The sequence below is a fragment of the Marinobacter sp. VGCF2001 genome, assembly GCF_049943275.1.
In the GTDB taxonomy this organism is placed as follows: domain Bacteria; phylum Pseudomonadota; class Gammaproteobacteria; order Pseudomonadales; family Oleiphilaceae; genus Marinobacter.
Genome location: NZ_JBNFVX010000003.1, coordinates 183,052 through 200,435 on the forward strand (window position 1 = coordinate 183,052; position 17,384 = coordinate 200,435).

Genomic DNA, 17,384 nt, shown 5'->3' on the forward strand with positions numbered 1-17,384 from the left:
GGGCTCAGTCATTGAACAGGGTGTGAGAAAAACGTACCGGCAAATCCTGAGTGCCGCCGCTGGGGCGGGCGGTCACGTTAAAGGTCATCAGGTCTCCGGACTGGTACTGGTACTGCGCGATAAAGTACACCGAGTTGCCTTCCTGGATACGCCGGAAGGCCAGAAATTTCACCTGTTGGATGTCATTGGATACCTGCCCCTCAACCTGGCCGCTGACCGGTGTTGGTTGGCCGTGTTCATCCTCTTCCATGATCGAGATGTTGACCACGCCGATGCCCTGGCTCCGTTGCAGGTTGTTGGCTCTGGCCACCTCGGGCGTCAGAAATGTGCTTGGAAGCACGCTCCAGCGTACCTGGTAGTCACCAAAATCTTTTTGCCCGGCCTGGCTGTGCGCCGATACCAGAAGCAGTCCGAGCGCCAGAAGCAGCGCCTTACTTGCAGTTTGAAGGTTCATTCGTTGGTCTCCCGTGTGATGCGGTAGATGGCGATTTCTCCCAACAGATTCGGCCAGAGCCGCGCCAGCCAGCTGTTCTGGTGCTGGCCGTCTACCACCCGGCGGCTTTTGATCCGAATCCCTTTCTGCCGGCACAGCGCCTCAAAATCTTTGAAGGTGCATAGCCGGATATTGGGAGTGTTATACCATTTATACGGCAGTGCGTCGGATTCGGGCATACGACCGCTCAACGTTAGCCCCCAGCGCAGACGCCAGTGGGCGAAGTTGGGGAAAGTGACGATGCCCTCGCGACCCACCCGGAGCATTTCATCGATGACTTTGTCCGGGCGGCGGACGGCCTGCAGGGCCTGGGTCATCAGCACGATGTCGAACATTCCGTCATCGAAATTGTCCAGGCCCTGGGTGTCGAGGTTCTGCTCAATGGCGCACACCCCCCGCCCCATACAGGTGGTGATGTGCTCCGGATTGATCTCCAGGCCAAATCCTGTGGCATTCCGCTCTCGTTGCAGGAAATCCAGCAAGGTGCCATCACCACAGCCCAGGTCGAGCACGTGGTGCCCCGGGCGCACCCACTGCTGGATAATTTCAAGATCCGCTCTCATGCACCAACCTCCCGTGCCACCCGATCCATATACGCGGTAAAAACATCTGTGTATCTGGGGGTCGGGATCAGAAACGCATCGTGGCCCCACGGGGCATCGATTTCGGCATAGCTAACCCGTTTTCTGGCCGAGATCATGGCGTTAACGATTTCCTCGGAACGTGCCGGCGAGAACCGCCAGTCGGTACTGAACGACAGCACCAGGTATTCGCACCGGGCCGGGGCCAGGGCTTTGGAAAGATCGCCGCCAAAGTCATAGGCCGGATCAAAATAGTCCAGAGCACGGGTCATCAGCAGGTAGGTGTTGGCGTCGAAGGTCTCGGAAAAGCGCTCGCCCTGATAGCGTAAATAGCTTTCCACCTGAAATTCGGCGTCAAAGCCGAACTTGTAGGCTTCTTCCCGGAGTTCCCGGCCAAATTTCTCACCCATGGAGGCATCCGAAAGATAGGTGATGTGCCCCACCATGCGGGCCAGCATCAAGCCCCGCTTGGGGACCAGGTTCTCGTCGTAGTAGCGGCCATCAAAAAACTCCGGGTCTGAGGTGATGGCTTGTCGGGCCACTTCGTTGAATGCGATGTTCTGCGCCGTCAGGCGCGGGGTTGAGGCGATGACCACTGCATGGCGGAGCCGGTCCGGAAAGTCCAGGCTCCATTGCAGCGCCTGCATACCGCCAAGAGAGCCACCCACCACGGCGGCCCATTGCTCAATGCCGAGGTGATCGGCCAGGCGGGCCTGGCTGGCAACCCAGTCTGCCACCGTGACCACCGGAAAGTCCGGGCCGAACGGTTTGCCGGTATCCGGATTGATGGAGTTGGGGCCGGTGCTGCCGTGGCAGCCGCCGAGGTTGTTCAGGCTCACCACAAAAAAACGATTGGTGTCGATGGGCTTGCCCGGGCCAATACAGCTGTCCCACCAACCGGGTTTCCGGTCGTCCAGGGAATGGTAGCCGGCGGCGTGGTGATGTCCGCTCAGGGCATGGCAGATGAGCACCGCGTTACTGGCATCGGCGTTGAGTTGACCGTAGGTTTCTACTACCAGGTCGTAGCGATCGAGTGTCCGGCCGCAAGCCAGTTCTAAGGGTACGTCCACATGGATGGTTTTCGGGCTAACAAGGCCCACGGAATCCGAGGGCAGGGAATCAGGCATGGGTGTGATGAGTTCCTGGTTCGGTCCACTGGTGTCTGGCCACAGGCCCTGAGTGGCGCTCTGCACGGCGCCAGCATTGCAGTTTAAAGGCGGGGGGTGGTTGCTGCAACCGGCGTTTCCGGTGTGGCCCGGTCGGCTGCACTCCACGGATGCGGCCGGCCAGTCCGCTCAGACCGCACCGGAAATATTAACGACTTTCTGCTGAATCAGAGTGGGGGCCGGTTTGCGTATCTGGCGCATCATCGCATCTGCCAGTTCCAGTTGCTTGCGCAGGTCTGCCAGGGCGTGGTCGAGGCGCTGGCGCTCGGCCCGCGAATCCCTGTCGGTGCGCACCATGTCGCGCAGTCGGCGGATCTGGTGTTCCAGCAACTGCTTTTGTTCCTGTGAGAACTGCATGATGGGGAGCAGGGCCTCATGGGGCCAGCGTTCCACGTCTTTTCGTACCCGGTTGTGCAGCGTGCGGGCCTCGCTGACCATGACATTGAAAAAGCGCTGTACCACCGTTGATTGCTCGGAGAGCAGGTTTTTGGGGTTGACCCGGAAACGCCGGGCCTTCTTGCGCAGCTCGCGAATTGCGATGACGTGGCGGCCGGCTCTGAGCGGGATGGGTTCAAGATGCCGGGCCCGGCTGTCTTCGTTGTAGCGTCGGTAGATGGCCGCGACCATTTTCTCGGCCAGCCGGCCCTCGCTTAACAGGTTGGTGAGATCGCTCTCCAGCAACTCGAAGAAGTGGTCCATGGCGCGATTCATGCCCGCCGTGGTCCAGCTTTTCGACATCAGTTTCCGAACCTGGTTGGCGTGGCCTTCGAAGCGTGCCTCGCTCACCAGCTTGGCCAGCATATCCCCCTGGGAATCCATCAGCCGGCGGGATGAACGCAGGGTGATCAGCTTTTTATAGTAAAAGTCGTAATCTTTCTGGGCGCGCTCTGCCAGCCGGGCCAGGGCTGCCTTATCCAGGGTAGCGCCCGCGCAGGCCTGTCGCTCTTCCTCCAAGGCGTCGAGGCGGTATTGCATGGCGGCCTGGCTGTTCTGCAGCATTCCGAGCAAATCGTTGATCAGATTCTGGGTAATCAGTTGCTCTTTGTGCATGAGGATGCGCTGGATGATCAGTTGTTCCAACTGATCGATGTTAGAGCGCTGGAGCAGATCCTTGTCTTTTTTTACCCGGGCAAACAGTCCTTGTTTGGCGGACAGCGGGATAACATCCTGCTGGCGAATGCCGAGGTGGTCTGCGGTGTAGTGGCGAACCCGGTCGATCGAGTTGCGGGTATGGCTATCGCCCTGCAAGTCGTCCCAGAGCACGTCGATCTTGTTCAGCACCGCGAATCGCCCGGCGCGATGGTCGGCGTGCTCGGTATCGATGTGCTCTTTCCAGATAGTCATGTCGCTGGCGGTCACGCCGGTGTCGGCGCTGAGCACGAAAATAACGGCGTGGGCCCGGGGCAGCATGCTGATGGTCAGTTCGGGCTCAGAGCCAAGGGCGTTCAGCCCCGGAGTGTCCAGAATGCGCAGACCCCGCTCGAACAGCGGGTGGCGAATGCTGATCTGTGCGTTGCGCCAGGCCGGCACCAGCACGTTGCCCGGGTTGTTTCGGTCGTGCTCCAGCATGGCTTCGTCAAAGCCCAGCTCCCGGGCCTGTTCCGGAGACACGCTCTTGATCCGCGCCACTTCAGCCAGGACTTCGCGCATGACTTCCGGATTCTGTTCGTCGAGTTCGTGGCGGATCCACTGGTGGGGTTGCTTGCGCAACTGCTGCAGCGACAGCTCCCCGGTGCGGGTTTCGATGGGCAGCAGAAGCAGGTAGTTCTGGTTGGCGCTGCGGTCGAAAAACAGTTCGGTCGGGCACATGGTGGTGCGCCCGGCCTGGGACGGCAGCATTCTTTGCCCGTAGTCCGAGAAAAACAGTGCGTTGATCAGCTCCGTTTTACCGCGGGAGTACTCGCCCACGAAGGCGATGGTCAGCTCATCTTCGATGAGCAGCTCCAGCCCATGCCGAATGCGGGTGCTGACGTCTTCGGAAAACAGGTTGTTGTCCTGCAGCCACAGCCGATAGCGGCCAATCTGCCGGATCAGTTCCTTTTTCCAGTTGTGATAAGCCTCAACCTGCTGCGACAGAGTTCCCTGCGGGGTCATCGGATAATCCTTCTGCGCGACTTCCGGGTGTGTACCGAGAGCGCCAATGGCAATGCATGGGCCGCCAGCCACTCTCCAGATTAAATGGACTTAATAATAACCTGTTTCGCCATGGCAGGAGGGTGCGCGAGTCGGCAGTTTCAGGGGAATGGTACCGTTTTTCAAGAAAAAGGCCAGCAATTCATGATCTTGAGTTGCTGGCCCTGATTCGTTACCGATAGGTGCATTATGTAACAAAATGTAGATCTGAGGCGCCTGTTACATTCCCAGCCCGATCGAGCCCAGCCCGGCCGCCAGTTTCATGTGGTCGATCACCACCGTCACCACGTTCAGAATCAGGAACACGATGATCGGAGAGAGGTCCAGGCCGCCCATGGACGGCATGATGTTGCGTACCGGGCGCATCACCGGTTCGGTGATTTGTGCCACCAGCTGTATCGCGGGATGGCCGCTCTGGGGGGCAATCCAACTCACCACAACCACCGCGATGACCGACCAGAAGTAGATCTTCACGATCAGACTGAGCACGTTCAAAACCGCCCATACCATGAGCGTGACAGGGTTGACGGCGGGAATGCCGCCGTTGAGAGCCACCAGGATGAAGAAAAAGGTGATGGCCTGAATGATCACGGCCAGGACCAGAGACGCTCCGTCGATGCCGCCCCAGCCGGGAATGAAGCGGCGCAGGGGGCGCAGTGGCGGGTTGGTGGCCTTCACCACAAATTGCGAGATGGGATTGTAGAAATCCGCCCGCGCCAACTGCAGCAGAAACCGCAGTAAAACGATGGTCATGTAGAAGGTGGACGCAATCAGCAGGATCGTTATGACAATATCTGCCAGCATGAAGCTGAGTCTCCGTTATCAGTTACTGTTTATCGGCCAGTTCTTCAGCCATGTCGCGCGAACGTTCGAACGCGGCGCCGTAGGCTTTTGTGACCAGGTCCCGCAGGCCGCCATCTTCGAAGGTGTTAATGGCGCGTTCGGTGGTGCCGCCGGGTGACATAACGTTGCGCTTGAGTTGTCCCGGGTCGTCGTCACTGCGCGCCGCCATCTCGGCGGCGCCGGCCATGGTCTGGATTGCCAGGGCCCGGGCGGTCTCCGGCTCGATACCGGCATTGGTTGCTGCCGATTCCAGGGCCTCAAGCATCAGGAAGAAGTAGGCGGGGCCGCTGCCAGACAGCGCGGTGACGCTGTGCAGCAGATTCTCATCTTCAACCCACAGGGCCAGACCGATGCTCTCGAATACCGTCTGGACGGCTTTTTTCTGTTCTTCTTTTACCTGGCGATTGGCGAACAGGCCCGCGGCGCCCTTGCCGACCAGTGATGGCGTGTTAGGCATCACGCGTACCAGCGGCAAACCGCCGCCAAGCCAGGTGTCCAGAGTCTCGACGGTCAGCCCGGCGGCAATGGACACCATCAGGGGGCGGGTGTTCTGGACCACCGGGGCAATGTCCCGGCAGACGTCGCCCATCACCTGGGGCTTCACCGCAAGCACCACAATATCAGCCTGCTGCGCGCAGTAACGGTTGTCGGTAGTCACGCTGATGCCGAAACGCTTGCGGATGGATTGCAGATGGCCGTCATCGGGGGCGCTTACCCAGATGTCGCCGGCTTTGAAACCGCTGTCCAGCATACCGCCGATGATGGCGCTGGCCATATTGCCTGCGCCGATGAATGAGATGGTGGGTGATCTGCTCAAGGTTCACTCCCGGTCTGGATCATTTGAATCGTTGGTTCGGATGATAGCAGGAACCGCCCGGTTCAGCTCTGGCTGTGTTTGGCTGGCCGGTCTCCGAAGACAGCGGTACCCACCCGAACCCAAGTCGAGCCTTCGGCGATCGCCGTTTCCAGGTCGCCGGACATTCCCATCGACAGGGTGTCCAGCGGCCCGGACTCCGGATGATTCTGCCGCAGTGTCGACAGGGTGCTGGCCAGTTTTCGGAAGCTCAGCCGGAGATCGGCTTCCGACTGGCCCGGATCGGGAATGGCCATCAGCCCCCGCAGGCGCAGATTCGGCAGTTCGCCGATCGCGGCGACCAGTTCGTCAAGCGCCTCCAGGCGACAGCCGGATTTGCTGGCCTCGTTATTCACGTTCACCTGCAGACAAATGTTCAGCGGCGGCTGTTCGCCCGGGCGCTGCTCGCTCAACCGGCGCGCAATTTTCAGCCGGTCTACGCTGTGCACCCAGGCAAAGGCTTCGGCAATCTGGCGGGTTTTGTTGGACTGGATCGGGCCGATGAAGTGCCATTCGATGCCATTCACGCTCGAGAGCGCCTGCATTTTATCCAGGGCTTCCTGCAGGTAGTTTTCGCCGAATGCGGTTTGCCCGGCCTTGACGGCAGCGTGCAGTTCTTCCGGGCTCCGGGTCTTGCTGACGGCCAGAAGATTCACGCTTCCGGGCGCCCGGCCGGCCTGCAATGTTGCTTTTTGTATGCGTCGGGTTACGCTCCCGATGTTGTCTGCTATGCTGCTCATAGTGTGAGTTTGCCGCTTCTGGACTAAAAGAAAAAGCCCTCCGAGGAATCCTATGGATATTACTGAACTGCTTGCCTTTTCGGCCAAACAGGGTGCGTCGGATTTGCACCTGTCTGCCGGTTTGCCCCCGATGATTCGTGTCGACGGCGATGTACGCCGCATCAACCTGCCGCCCATGGAACATAAAGAAGTCCACGGGTTGATTTACGACATCATGAACGACAAGCAGCGCAAGGATTACGAAGAGTTCCTGGAAACCGACTTCTCGTTCGAAGTGCCCGGCGTGGCCCGTTTCCGGGTTAACGCCTTTAACCAGAACCGGGGCGCGGGCGCGGTTTTCCGGACCATTCCCTCGAAAGTGCTTACCATGGAAGATCTGGGCATGGGCCAGGTTTTCAAGGATATTGCCTCGGTTCCCCGGGGACTGGTGCTGGTGACCGGCCCTACCGGTTCAGGTAAGTCCACCACGTTGGCGGCGATGATCGATTACATCAACGACAGCCGTTACGAGCACATCCTCACTATTGAGGATCCCATCGAATTTGTGCACGAATCCAAGAAATGCCTGGTGAACCAGCGGGAAGTTCACCGTGACACCCTGGGCTTTAACGAGTCGCTGCGTTCGGCCCTGCGGGAAGATCCGGATATCATTCTGGTGGGCGAGCTCCGGGACCTGGAAACCATTCGCCTGGCGCTGACGGCCGCCGAAACCGGCCACCTGGTATTCGGCACCCTGCATACCACCTCCGCCGCCAAAACCATCGACCGGGTGGTGGACGTGTTCCCGGCAGAAGAGAAGTCCATGGTGCGCTCCATGCTCTCGGAATCCCTGCAAGCGGTTATCTCGCAGACGCTGATGAAGAAGATGGGCGGTGGCCGGATTGCCGCCCACGAGATCATGATTGGCACGGCCGCCATCCGGAACCTGATACGGGAAGACAAAATCGCCCAGATGTACTCGGCCATCCAGACCGGTGGTTCACTGGGTATGCAGACTCTGGATCAATGTCTGGAGCGCTTGCTGCAGAAAGGCCTTATTTCCCGCGATGCTGCGCGGGCGAAGGCGAAGATGCCTGATAATTTCTGATAACGAACACTGGGTAAGAAAATGGAATTCGAAAAACTGTTACGGCTGATGGTAGAGAAGGGCGGTTCGGACCTGTTTATTACGGCGGGGGTGCCTCCCAGCATGAAGGTGAACGGGAAGGTGCTGCCGGTTACTAAAAATGCTCTGACGCCCGAGCAGACGCGGGAATTCGTGTACGGCGCCATGAACGACAAGCAGCGCGCTGAATTCGAGGAAACCCACGAGTGCAACTTTGCCATCAGCGCCCGCGGTATCGGCCGGTTCCGGGTGTCGGCGTTTTTCCAGCGTAACCTGTGTGGCATGGTGCTGCGCCGGATTGAGGTGAAAATTCCGCAGATCGACGACCTGTCGTTGCCGGAGATCATCAAGGATCTGGCAATGACCAAGCGTGGTCTGATCATGTTTGTGGGTGCTACGGGTACCGGTAAGTCCACCTCTCTGGCGGCCATGTTGGGGCACCGGAATCGCAACAGCCGCGGCCATATTATTTCGATCGAAGATCCGATCGAATTCGTGCATCAGCATCAGGGCTGCATCGTGACCCAGCGGGAAGTGGGCATCGATACCGACAGCTTTGAAGTGGCCCTGAAAAACACCCTGCGACAGGCACCGGATGTCATCCTGATTGGTGAGGTGCGCACGCGCCAGACCATGGAGTATTCGGTGCAGTTCGCTGAAACCGGCCACCTGTGTCTGGCCACGCTGCACGCCAACAACGCCAACCAGGCGCTGGACCGCATTATCCAGTTCTTCCCGCCCGAGCAGCACAACCAGATCTGGATGGACCTGTCTCTGAACCTCAGGGCCATTGTCGCCCAGCAATTGGTGCCAACGCCCGATGGCAAGGGACGGAAGGCGGTGATTGAGGTGCTGATCAACACCCCGCTTGTGGCCGACCTGATTCGCAAGGGCGAGGTGCACAAGCTCAAGGAATTGATGTCCAAATCGAACGAGTCTGGTATGCAGACCTTCGACCAGGCGCTGTACCAACTGTATGCCGAAGGTTCGATCACTTACGAGGACGCCCTTGCTCATGCCGATTCCGCCAACGATCTGCGCTTGATGATCAAGCTTGGCACCGATGCCCAGGGCGCGGACAAGCTGTCCTCCTCGGTCGACAAGCTCACCATTCAGGACGATTGATGCTCCGGTTACGCCCCCCGGTCCGCGGGGGCGTCGCTACGACTAAAGTGGCAGATAGTTAGTTCTGCGAACCGGTAGTTTTGGCATTTGAGGCCATAACCCAGTGCTGCGTATACTCCGCGCGATCTTATAAAAGGAGATACCATGCACAAAAATACCAACGCACTCGTAAAAGCGATTCGTTTGGCCACGCTGGCGGCCGTTGCGGCTCCTGCCAGTGTTTTCGCCGGCGGTTTTTCCCTGAATGAACAGAGCGCCAGCCAGATGGGCGTGGCCAACGCCGGCGCGGCTGCCAATCCCGAGAACGCCACCACCGTACTGTTCAACCCCGCGGGTATGAGCCAGCTGTCTGGTACCAATATTTCTTTTGGTGCGGCGGTATTGGATATTGATGCCGAGGCGAAAAGTGACGCGGCTGCGGTTAACCAGCTCGGGGGTGAGGTAAACGGTTCCCGAGGCGGTGACATTGCCGATCCTGCGGTTTTGCCGAACTTCTATCTGACCCACGAGATCAACGATTCCATCGACGTGGGCTTCGGCATCCATGCGCCATACGGCCTGGCGGCAGACTACGATAACGATTTTGTGGGCCGTTACTTTGCCGACAAGACCGAGCTGACGGCGATTGCCTTTACGCCCTCGATTGCCGTTAATAATGGCAATGGCCTTTCCATGGGCGCGACTCTAAACATCATGTACGCTGAGGGCCGACTCAGTAAGTTCCAGGATATTCGCGGTGGAGCTTATCAACAAGGTATTCAGCGGGCGCTTCAAGCACAGGGTGTTAGCAGCTTGGATCAATTGCCTCCTAATGTTCAAGAGGCGATTCAGCAGCAAGCACAGCAAGGAGCAGCTCAGCTGGGAGATGCTTATGAAGCCAACTTTGGTGCACCCTATGCAGATATCGAGGGTGACGACATCGCCGTTAATTTCCGGGTTGGCTTCCTTTACGAACTGTCAGAACGAACCCAGGTTGGCTTTACCGCACAGACTGGCACCGAGTTTGAGCTGAAGGGTGATATTGAGTTGTCCGGCTATCCAGATCGCAATGGGCAACCGCCTCTGGGTGTTGGAAGCAAGACCCTTGAGGAACGTGTAGAGGTGCCATTGGCAATTCCTGAGAGCGCTACGCTAGGTGTGCGCCATCGATTCACTGACAACGTTACACTGTTAGCGGGTGCTACTTATGCCCGTTGGAGTCGATTCGAAGAGCTCGACATCAACAGCCGTGAGGGGCAATCGGGTGCGGTTTCGGATGAGACTGGCCGAGTAGGTGATATGCCCATCACACACATTACCGAAGAGTGGAAGAACACCTGGCAGTTCAATGTGGGTGGTATCTGGCAGGCAACACCGGAGTGGGCGTTCAAAGCCGGTTATGCCTTTGATGAATCCCCTGTTGACCAATACGTGACTGCACGAATTCCCTCAGAAGACCGCCATTGGCTGACTCTGGGTACTCAGTGGAATGACGTACAAAGCGGTTGGACCGTGGATGTGGCTATCGGCACGCTGATTTTTGCTGACGATGCCAAGGTCGATGATCGTGAGTACAGTCACGCTGATCCGACGGGCCAGCCGATCTCAAATGCAAACTACCAGGCTGAATACGAACTCAGCGCCTGGAGCGCGGCATTCGAGGTCAGCAAGGCGTTTTAATGCCAGCCTGAGTCGAACGAGAGGCGGCCCCAGGTGTCGCCTCGCCTTTATCAAAACAGCCCCTGCCAGCGATGGTCAGGGGCTGTTTTGTATCAGTGGGCCTGATCCCAGTTATCACCCACACCGGCTTCCACCAGTAGCGGCACGTCCAGGCTGGCGGCGGCAGACATCCGTTTGACCAGGCCGTCTCTGACCTTCTCCACAGCGTCTTCACGAACCTCGATGATCAGTTCATCGTGCACTTGCATGGTCATGCAGGCATCGTCCGCGTGTTCGCTGCGCAGCCAGTTGTCTACGTCGATCATCGCCCGCTTGATAATGTCGGCTGCGGTACCCTGCATCGGCGCGTTAATGGCGGTGCGTTCTGCCGCCTGCTGCAGCTGTTTGTTGCGGGCGTTGATCTCCGGCAGGTACAGGCGGCGACCGTAGAGTGTCTCCACGTAGCCGTCGTCGTGGGCCTGCTTGCGGATGTTGTCCATGTATTTCAGCACGCCGGGGTAACGCTCGAAATAGCGGTCAATGTAGGCCTGAGCGGTTTTCCGGTCTACCTCCAGCTGGCGCGCCAGGCCGAAAGCCGACATACCGTAGATTAGCCCGAAATTGATGGCCTTGGCGCTGCGGCGCTGGTCGCCGGTTACCTCATTCACCGTCACGCCGAAGACCTCGGCGGCGGTGGCTTTGTGGATATCCTCGCCGTGTTCAAAGGCGGTCAGCAGGCCCTTGTCGCCAGACAGGTGGGCCATGATGCGCAGCTCGATCTGGGAGTAATCCGCGGCCAGCAGCTTGCAGCCCTCTGGCGCAATGAACGCCTGGCGGATGCGGCGGCCTTCGGCGGTGCGGATTGGAATATTCTGCAGATTGGGCTCGGACGACGACAGGCGCCCGGTGGCCGTCACGGCCTGATGGTAGGAGGTGTGCACCCGCCCGCTGCGGTGGTGAATCAGCTCCGGCAGCGTGTCCGTGTAGGTCGACTTCAGCTTGCTCAGGCTCCGGTGCTCCACGATCAGTCGTGGCAGCTCGTGTTCATGGGCCAGTTCCTGCAGCACAGGCTCGGCGGTAGAGGGCGCGCCTTTCGGGGTTTTCTTGATCACCCGCAAGCCGAACTTGTCGTACAGAATGGCTTGTAGCTGCTTGGTAGAGCCCAGGTTGAAGGCCTCGCCGGCCACGTCGTGGGCTTCTTTTTCCAGCTCTGCCATGCGCTCGGCCAACTCTTGGCTGTGACGCCTCAGTGTGCTGGCGCTGATGAGCGCACCGCGCTGTTCCATGCGGGACAGTACCGGCACCAGGGGCAGGTCGATTTCCCGATAGACGGAAGCCAGTTTGCCGGTCTCGTTGAGCTTGGGGCTGAGGGCCTGGTGCAGGCGCAGAGTAATGTCGGCATCTTCGGCGGCATAGGGGCCGGCCTTCTCCAGATCGATCTGGTTGAACGTCAGTTGCTTGGCGCCTTTGCCAGCAATGGATTCGTAGCTGATGGTGTCTTCATCCAGATAGGCCCGGGCCAGGCTGTCCATATCGTGCCGCGTGGCGGTGGAGTTCAGCACGTAGGACTCCACCATGGTGTCCTCGGCAATACCCTCCAGGCAGATGCCGTGGTTGGCCAGTACGTTCTTGTCGTACTTGAGGTTCTGCCCCACTTTCCGGTGCTTCGGGTTTTCCAGCAGCGGTTTCAGTTGCTGCAGCACCGAGTCCCGATCCAGTTGCTCCGGTGCCCCCATGTAATCGTGCCCCAAAGGCACGTAGGCGGCTTTGCCAGGTTCCACTGCGAACGACACGCCAACAATTTCGGCGTCCATATAACGGAGGCTGGTGGTTTCGGTATCAAACGCAAACAGGTCGGCGCTCTTTAACGTGTCCAGCCAGTGGTCCAGCTCGGCCTGTGCGGTCACGATCTCGTACTGTTTCTCGAGCACGGTTTCGGGCTGTGCCGGCGAATCATCGGGTTGGGAGGTGGCAGGCTGCTCACGCTCCAGTTCGCTGATCCAGCCGCGGAACTCATATTCCTTGAACAGTTCCAGCAACGTATCGTTATCCTGCCGGCGCTCTTGCAGGTCTTCCAGGCCGAACTCCAGTTCTACGTCCGTCCTGATGGTGGCCAGGTCCCGGCTCAGAGGCAGGGTTTCCGTCGCGTCTCGCAGGTATCCCCCGATCTTGCCTTTAATCTCGTCGGCATGGCTAACAAGAGTGTCCAGGTCCTGGTAATTCTGGAGCCATTTGACCGCTGTCTTGGGGCCGCATTTGTTAACGCCGGGGATGTTGTCCACTTTGTCGCCTACCAGGGCCAGGTAGTCGATGATCTGCTCGGGTGTAACGCCGAATTTCTCGATGACACCATCCCGGTCCATGGCTGTTTCGGTCATGGTGTTGATCAGGGTCACGTGATCACTGACCAGTTGCGCCATGTCTTTGTCTCCGGTGGAGACAACAACATCGATGCCTTTGCTGGTGGCTTCATGGGCCAGAGTGCCGATCACATCGTCGGCTTCGACGCCAGGCACAATCAGCAGTGGCAGTCCCATGGCCCGGACTATGTCGTGGATTGGCTCGATCTGAATGGCCAGATCATCCGGCATCGGGGGGCGATTGGCCTTGTACTCTTCATACATATCGTGACGGAAGGTTTTGCCCTTGGCATCGAACACCACAACGGTTTTCGAGCCGGGAAAGTCCTGTTCAATCCGCCTCAGCATACTGATGACGCCCTTGATGGCACCGGTTGGGTGGTTCTTGCTGGTGGTCAGCGGTGGTAGGGCATGGTAGGCGCGGAACAGATAAGAGGATCCGTCTACCAGAACCACGGGAGGGTGGGTTCGTTCAGTCATATCAAAACACGTCCGGATTCTGATTGAAGCGTTGGTTGGCTTGTGCAACGCTTGTGGCTATCACAATGGTCTGAAGGGTATCACGAAAATGAAACGAATCGCCTGCTCTGCAATGCTGTTGGCCTGCGTCTCCGGGCCGTTGCTGGCTCAGGAGGAGGGCGCGCTGGATGCCACCCCGGTGGTTACGCCGCAGGAACCCGTGGTGATTTCCGATTACCAGCCGCCGGAGGGCGGAGCCGAAATTGTCATCCGCCCGGGTGAGGACGAAGTGTTCTACGAGTACCGGGTGAATGGCCAGCTAATGGAGATCAAAGTGGTCCCTGAGGCTGGCCCTGAGTACTACCTGGTGCCGGCCGATGGCGGCGGCTGGGTTCAGGATACGGAGTCCGATCTGCTGGTACCCAGCTGGGTACTTTTCCGCTGGTAAATACCCACGGCTGCTCAGATCAGGTTAACCTCCACCGGGTCTGAGCGCCGGCTTTCCAGGCCGTCCTGGTCAACGGTTGTGATGCTGAATTCATAGGCGCCGGGTGGCATCTCTGCCAATACATACCGGGTGACGCCGGGATCATTCAGGGGAATGGTACGGAAACTGTCCTGATGTTTGAGCCGGAAATAGATCCGGTATCCGGCAATCTGGCCGGCCGACAGCGCCGTGCCATCCTCCCGGGTGAGTGGAGGGCTCCATACCAGTGTTTTCGGAGAACCTGGTACCGTGCTTTTTTCTGCGGGCTCGCCCCCGGGTGCGCTCTGGCCGAGTGTCGCAAGCAAATCGCCCTGTGCCTGTTTCAGCCTGCTGCCGGCTACTTCCGAGGCGCGCTTTGAGTCCAGTTTGCTGGCTCGCGTGTCTTCCTGGCAGCCGGTCATCAACAAAACAGCGCATAGGCCCAGGAAAGTGGCGGCTGCGTGCGAACGCCGGCAATGGTGGAGTTTTCTGGTCATGGATACTCGCATACGGGGCGTTGCAACGCCCTCTGGAATTCGTGCGTATGGAGCCTGAATAACACTGGGAGACGGGCTTCGTTAAAACAGTGAGCGATTATGCCAGCGGTTAACCTGTGATCAAGTGAATAATCGGTAAAATCCCGTATCTGCGTTTAGTGTGAACATTCTAATTTTTAACCGTAACGTGTCAGGTGAAAGTTACCAGAGGCTCCGACACTCGGAGCCGGCCGATTCGGAAAACAGGGAGAACACACATGGGTAAGCTCAAATCCTATCAGGAACAACTTCAGGACATCGTAGAGAAGGGCATCAACGCTGCGGAAGATCAGCAGAAGAAGCTGGCCTCCAAGCCGTTTGATTACGCAGAAAAGCTGGAGTCAGAAGCGCGCGAGTACAGCGTCAAGACCCTGCGCAAGCGCTACAACGGTTATTCCGAGAACCTGTTCGGGCAGCTGCGTTCGCTGAACTCCCGCTTCGGTAGCTTTGCCGCTGAGCTGGTTGCGAAGCTGGAAAAAGAAGCCGTTGAAGGCGCAGACGCCGTATCAGAGGCAGCTGAGGACGTCTCCGAGGCGGCTCAGGATGCCAAAAAAGCGGTAACTGCCAAGAAGCCGGCGGCGCGCAAGACCTCAGCCCGCAAGACCACCGCCAAGAAAAACACCGCAGCAACAGCCTGATCGGTTGCGAGTACGGTGAAAAAAGGGGCGCTCTGCGGAGCGCCCCTTTTTCTGCGTTAATGCCTGTCAGTTTTCTTCCGGTTCCAGGGGCAGGGTGCGTTCCTCGCCGGTAATCACTTCAAGCCGTTCGATATCCTCTTCGAAGGCCTTTTTCATCTCACCGATGTCTTGCCGTTGAGCTGAGATTTCCCGTTCTATATCGCGAATCTGCGCTTCCAGCCTGCGGATTTTCTCGAGGGTTGACTCCGGAATGGTGCGCCCGGCTCTCTCCATGTCAGCCGCGCGACTCTGCTCGTTGTCCAGTTGGCTGGAAATAACCGAAATGTTGCCGCGTTTGAGCTGGATGATGCCCTCAAGCTCACGGATTTTCCTGTGCATGGCCCGCACCGCCTGGTCCGGATGGCTGAAGCGCTTCAGGAGACGACGATCCTGCGCCTGTTGCATCTCTTCCTGTTTCTGGCGGGCTTTCTCCGCTTCCCGGGCGGCAATCTCTTCGGCAGTGGGAGCGGGGGGCACGGTTTCCATTACCCGGCCGTTGTTGCTCAGGATATCGTAGCCGCGCCTGGTTGCCTCCTGGGGAATAGAGCTGCCGATCACCAGCTGACCATTTTCATCCGTGTACCGGTACATGGTTGCGCAGACGCTGGCTGACAACAGCAGGCATGCGGCTGCAACAACGCCGATAACAGAAGAAGTGGTCAGACGGTAACGCATTCGTCAGACTCCGTAACGGTCCCGGTAGCGGGCCACGTTTTCCGCATGGCCGGCAAACTCTGGATTAGCTTTCAGGTAGTCCAGTACCTGCTCGAGGCGGATGATGCTGATAACAGGGATGTTGTATTGTTTTTCCACCTCCTGAATCGCCGACAGTTCGCCATTGCCCTTTTCCTGCCGGTCCAGAGCAATCAATACGCCAGCCGGCTCGGCACCTGCGGCCCGGATAATGTCGATGGATTCGCGGATGGCGGTGCCTGCGGTAATCACATCATCGACAATCAGTACCTTACCTTTTAGCGGGGCGCCGACAATATTGCCACCTTCGCCGTGGTCTTTCTTTTCTTTGCGGTTGAAGGCAAAGGGCTTGCTGTCACCGTCTGTGGCCAGCGCCATGGCGGTTACCGTGGCCAACGGAATGCCCTTATAGGCAGGCCCGAAAATGATGTCATAATCCAGCCCGCTGCGTGCTATCGCGGCGGCGTAGGCTTTGCTCAGTTCGAGCAGGTCGTTTCCGGTGTTGAACAGCCCGGCATTGAAAAAGTAGGGGCTGGTGCGCCCGGATTTGAGTGTGAATTCTCCAAAACGCAGAACGTTCCGCTGGATGGCAAACTCAATAAAATTTTGCTGATAGTCATGCATGGCAAGGCTTCTGGCGGGGTTTGATCTTTAATTAAAGCGTAAAAACGGTATCATACACACAAACCGAATCAGGGAACACGTATGCGGGTAGTATCAATCAGCGTCAATGGTCTTGAACAGGCCGTTGAAAAGGGGTTTTTCGACTGGCTTGCCGGGCAGGATGCTGATGTGGTCTGTGTGCAGGATCACCGTATGCGTGCCTATGAAATCGAAGATAAAAACCTGATACCGGAAGGCTACGAAGCCTATTTTATTGACGGCGAACTGAACGAGCACGGTGGGGTTGGCATTTATACCCGCCATTTTCCGAAAGCGATTATGTACGGTTTTGCCAATGAGCAGGCTGATCGCGAAGGTCGTTTTATTCAGGCCGACTTCGACAAAGTGTCGGTTGCCTGTGTGCTTGCCCCGTGCGCTCTTGGCCGTGAGGAAGAGCTGACCGGCGACGATGACCTGACGGTGCTGGACCACAAAGACGAGTTCATGGAAGCCTTCGGCATCCATATGCAGAAAACCCTGCGCAAGCGTCGCCAGTTTATTCTATGCGCCAACCTGCAGACGGCCCATCATGTCACCGATGCCAGCCCGCTGTACCACAAGACAGATTTTTCCGGTTTTCTGCCCCACGAGCGCGCCTGGCTCGACCGTTTGTTTGAGGAAATGGGCTGTATTGATGCTTTCCGGGAGATTAACAAGCAGAGCAACCAGTTCACCTGGTGGCCGGAACAGACGGAAGGTTCACGCAAGAAAGCGGGCATCCGGGTGGACTATCACCTGCTAACGCCGGGCATCCGCAAGACCATCCGCGATGGCTGGATTGATGAAGATACCCGTTTCTCGGACCACGCCCCGGTGGTCATGGATTACGATATCGAAATCGGGTTCTGACGCT

The 17,384-nt window shown here is 58.2% G+C and carries 17 protein-coding genes; 6 read left to right on the forward strand and 11 right to left on the reverse strand.

The features are described 5' to 3' along the window. Positions 1–4: 4 nt before the first annotated feature. The 7 genes from ACP2AU_RS06225 to ACP2AU_RS06255 form a co-directional block, all read right to left on the reverse strand. Positions 5–454 (reverse strand): DUF4426 domain-containing protein, encoded by a 450-nt coding sequence (locus ACP2AU_RS06225; RefSeq protein ID WP_426375244.1) that lies wholly within the window; start codon positions 452–454, stop codon positions 5–7. Further along, the gene (gene metW / locus ACP2AU_RS06230) at positions 451–1,056 is read right to left on the reverse strand and encodes a methionine biosynthesis protein MetW (protein ID WP_426375245.1); all 606 of its coding nucleotides are present in this window, start codon (positions 1,054–1,056) and stop codon (positions 451–453) included. Before metW ends, ACP2AU_RS06225 begins: the two co-directional genes overlap by 4 nt. Further along, positions 1,053–2,201 carry a homoserine O-succinyltransferase MetX gene (gene metX, locus ACP2AU_RS06235; protein ID WP_426375246.1) on the reverse strand — a complete coding sequence of 383 codons (1,149 nt, stop codon included), beginning with the start codon at positions 2,199–2,201 and terminating at the stop codon, positions 1,053–1,055. The genes metW and metX overlap by 4 nt, the downstream gene beginning before the upstream one ends. Positions 2,202–2,369: 168 nt before the next feature. Then, a complete protein-coding gene (locus ACP2AU_RS06240) occupies positions 2,370–4,334 on the reverse strand; it encodes a dynamin family protein (RefSeq protein ID WP_426375247.1) in 1,965 nt (654 codons plus the stop codon). Between the two features lie 258 nt (positions 4,335–4,592). Continuing rightward, complete coding sequence (locus tag ACP2AU_RS06245; RefSeq protein ID WP_426375248.1) at positions 4,593–5,177, reverse strand: YggT family protein; 585 nt, start codon at positions 5,175–5,177, stop codon at positions 4,593–4,595. A gap of 22 nt (positions 5,178–5,199) precedes the next feature. Continuing rightward, positions 5,200–6,033, reverse strand: coding sequence for a pyrroline-5-carboxylate reductase (gene proC / locus ACP2AU_RS06250; RefSeq protein ID WP_426375249.1), 834 nt, complete (start codon positions 6,031–6,033; stop codon positions 5,200–5,202). 62 nt (positions 6,034–6,095) lie between these two features. Continuing rightward, entirely contained in the window at positions 6,096–6,809 is a 714-nt protein-coding gene (locus ACP2AU_RS06255; RefSeq protein ID WP_426375250.1) for a YggS family pyridoxal phosphate-dependent enzyme, read from the reverse strand. A 52-nt stretch (positions 6,810–6,861) separates the two neighbouring features. Here ACP2AU_RS06255 and ACP2AU_RS06260 point away from each other — a divergent pair, with 52 nt between their 5' ends. From ACP2AU_RS06260 to ACP2AU_RS06270, 3 genes are all read left to right on the forward strand, one after another. Further along, a complete protein-coding gene (locus ACP2AU_RS06260) occupies positions 6,862–7,896 on the forward strand; it encodes a type IV pilus twitching motility protein PilT (RefSeq protein WP_426375252.1) in 1,035 nt (344 codons plus the stop codon). Between the two features lie 21 nt (positions 7,897–7,917). Then, entirely contained in the window at positions 7,918–9,039 is a 1,122-nt protein-coding gene (locus tag ACP2AU_RS06265; RefSeq protein ID WP_426375253.1) for a PilT/PilU family type 4a pilus ATPase, read from the forward strand. Between the two features lie 144 nt (positions 9,040–9,183). Further along, entirely contained in the window at positions 9,184–10,698 is a 1,515-nt protein-coding gene (locus ACP2AU_RS06270) for an OmpP1/FadL family transporter (protein WP_426375254.1), read from the forward strand. 92 nt (positions 10,699–10,790) lie between these two features. Here the strand turns inward: ACP2AU_RS06270 and polA are convergent, their stop codons facing one another. Beyond that, positions 10,791–13,517: a DNA polymerase I gene (polA, locus tag ACP2AU_RS06275; RefSeq protein WP_426375255.1), complete on the reverse strand. Its 2,727-nt coding sequence runs from the start codon at positions 13,515–13,517 to the stop codon at positions 10,791–10,793. An 88-nt stretch (positions 13,518–13,605) separates the two neighbouring features. Here polA and ACP2AU_RS06280 point away from each other — a divergent pair, with 88 nt between their 5' ends. Beyond that, positions 13,606–13,944: a DUF2782 domain-containing protein gene (locus tag ACP2AU_RS06280; RefSeq protein ID WP_426375256.1), complete on the forward strand. Its 339-nt coding sequence runs from the start codon at positions 13,606–13,608 to the stop codon at positions 13,942–13,944. A gap of 14 nt (positions 13,945–13,958) precedes the next feature. Here the strand turns inward: ACP2AU_RS06280 and ACP2AU_RS06285 are convergent, their stop codons facing one another. Beyond that, entirely contained in the window at positions 13,959–14,459 is a 501-nt protein-coding gene (locus tag ACP2AU_RS06285) for a fibronectin type III domain-containing protein (RefSeq protein WP_426375257.1), read from the reverse strand. A 257-nt stretch (positions 14,460–14,716) separates the two neighbouring features. On the opposite strand from ACP2AU_RS06285, the gene ACP2AU_RS06290 reads away from it, so the two are divergent. Beyond that, the gene (locus tag ACP2AU_RS06290; protein ID WP_426375258.1) at positions 14,717–15,136 is read left to right on the forward strand and encodes a hypothetical protein; all 420 of its coding nucleotides are present in this window, start codon (positions 14,717–14,719) and stop codon (positions 15,134–15,136) included. A 66-nt stretch (positions 15,137–15,202) separates the two neighbouring features. Here ACP2AU_RS06290 and ACP2AU_RS06295 read toward each other — a convergent pair whose 3' ends face one another. Then, positions 15,203–15,850 (reverse strand): DUF4124 domain-containing protein, encoded by a 648-nt coding sequence (locus ACP2AU_RS06295; RefSeq protein WP_426375259.1) that lies wholly within the window; start codon positions 15,848–15,850, stop codon positions 15,203–15,205. Between the two features lie 3 nt (positions 15,851–15,853). Next, on the reverse strand, positions 15,854–16,492 hold the full coding sequence (gene pyrE, locus ACP2AU_RS06300; protein WP_426375260.1) for an orotate phosphoribosyltransferase: 639 nt from the start codon (positions 16,490–16,492) through the stop codon (positions 15,854–15,856). A gap of 81 nt (positions 16,493–16,573) precedes the next feature. Here pyrE and ACP2AU_RS06305 point away from each other — a divergent pair, with 81 nt between their 5' ends. Further along, a complete protein-coding gene (locus ACP2AU_RS06305) occupies positions 16,574–17,380 on the forward strand; it encodes an exodeoxyribonuclease III (RefSeq protein WP_426375261.1) in 807 nt (268 codons plus the stop codon). Positions 17,381–17,384: the final 4 nt, after the last annotated feature.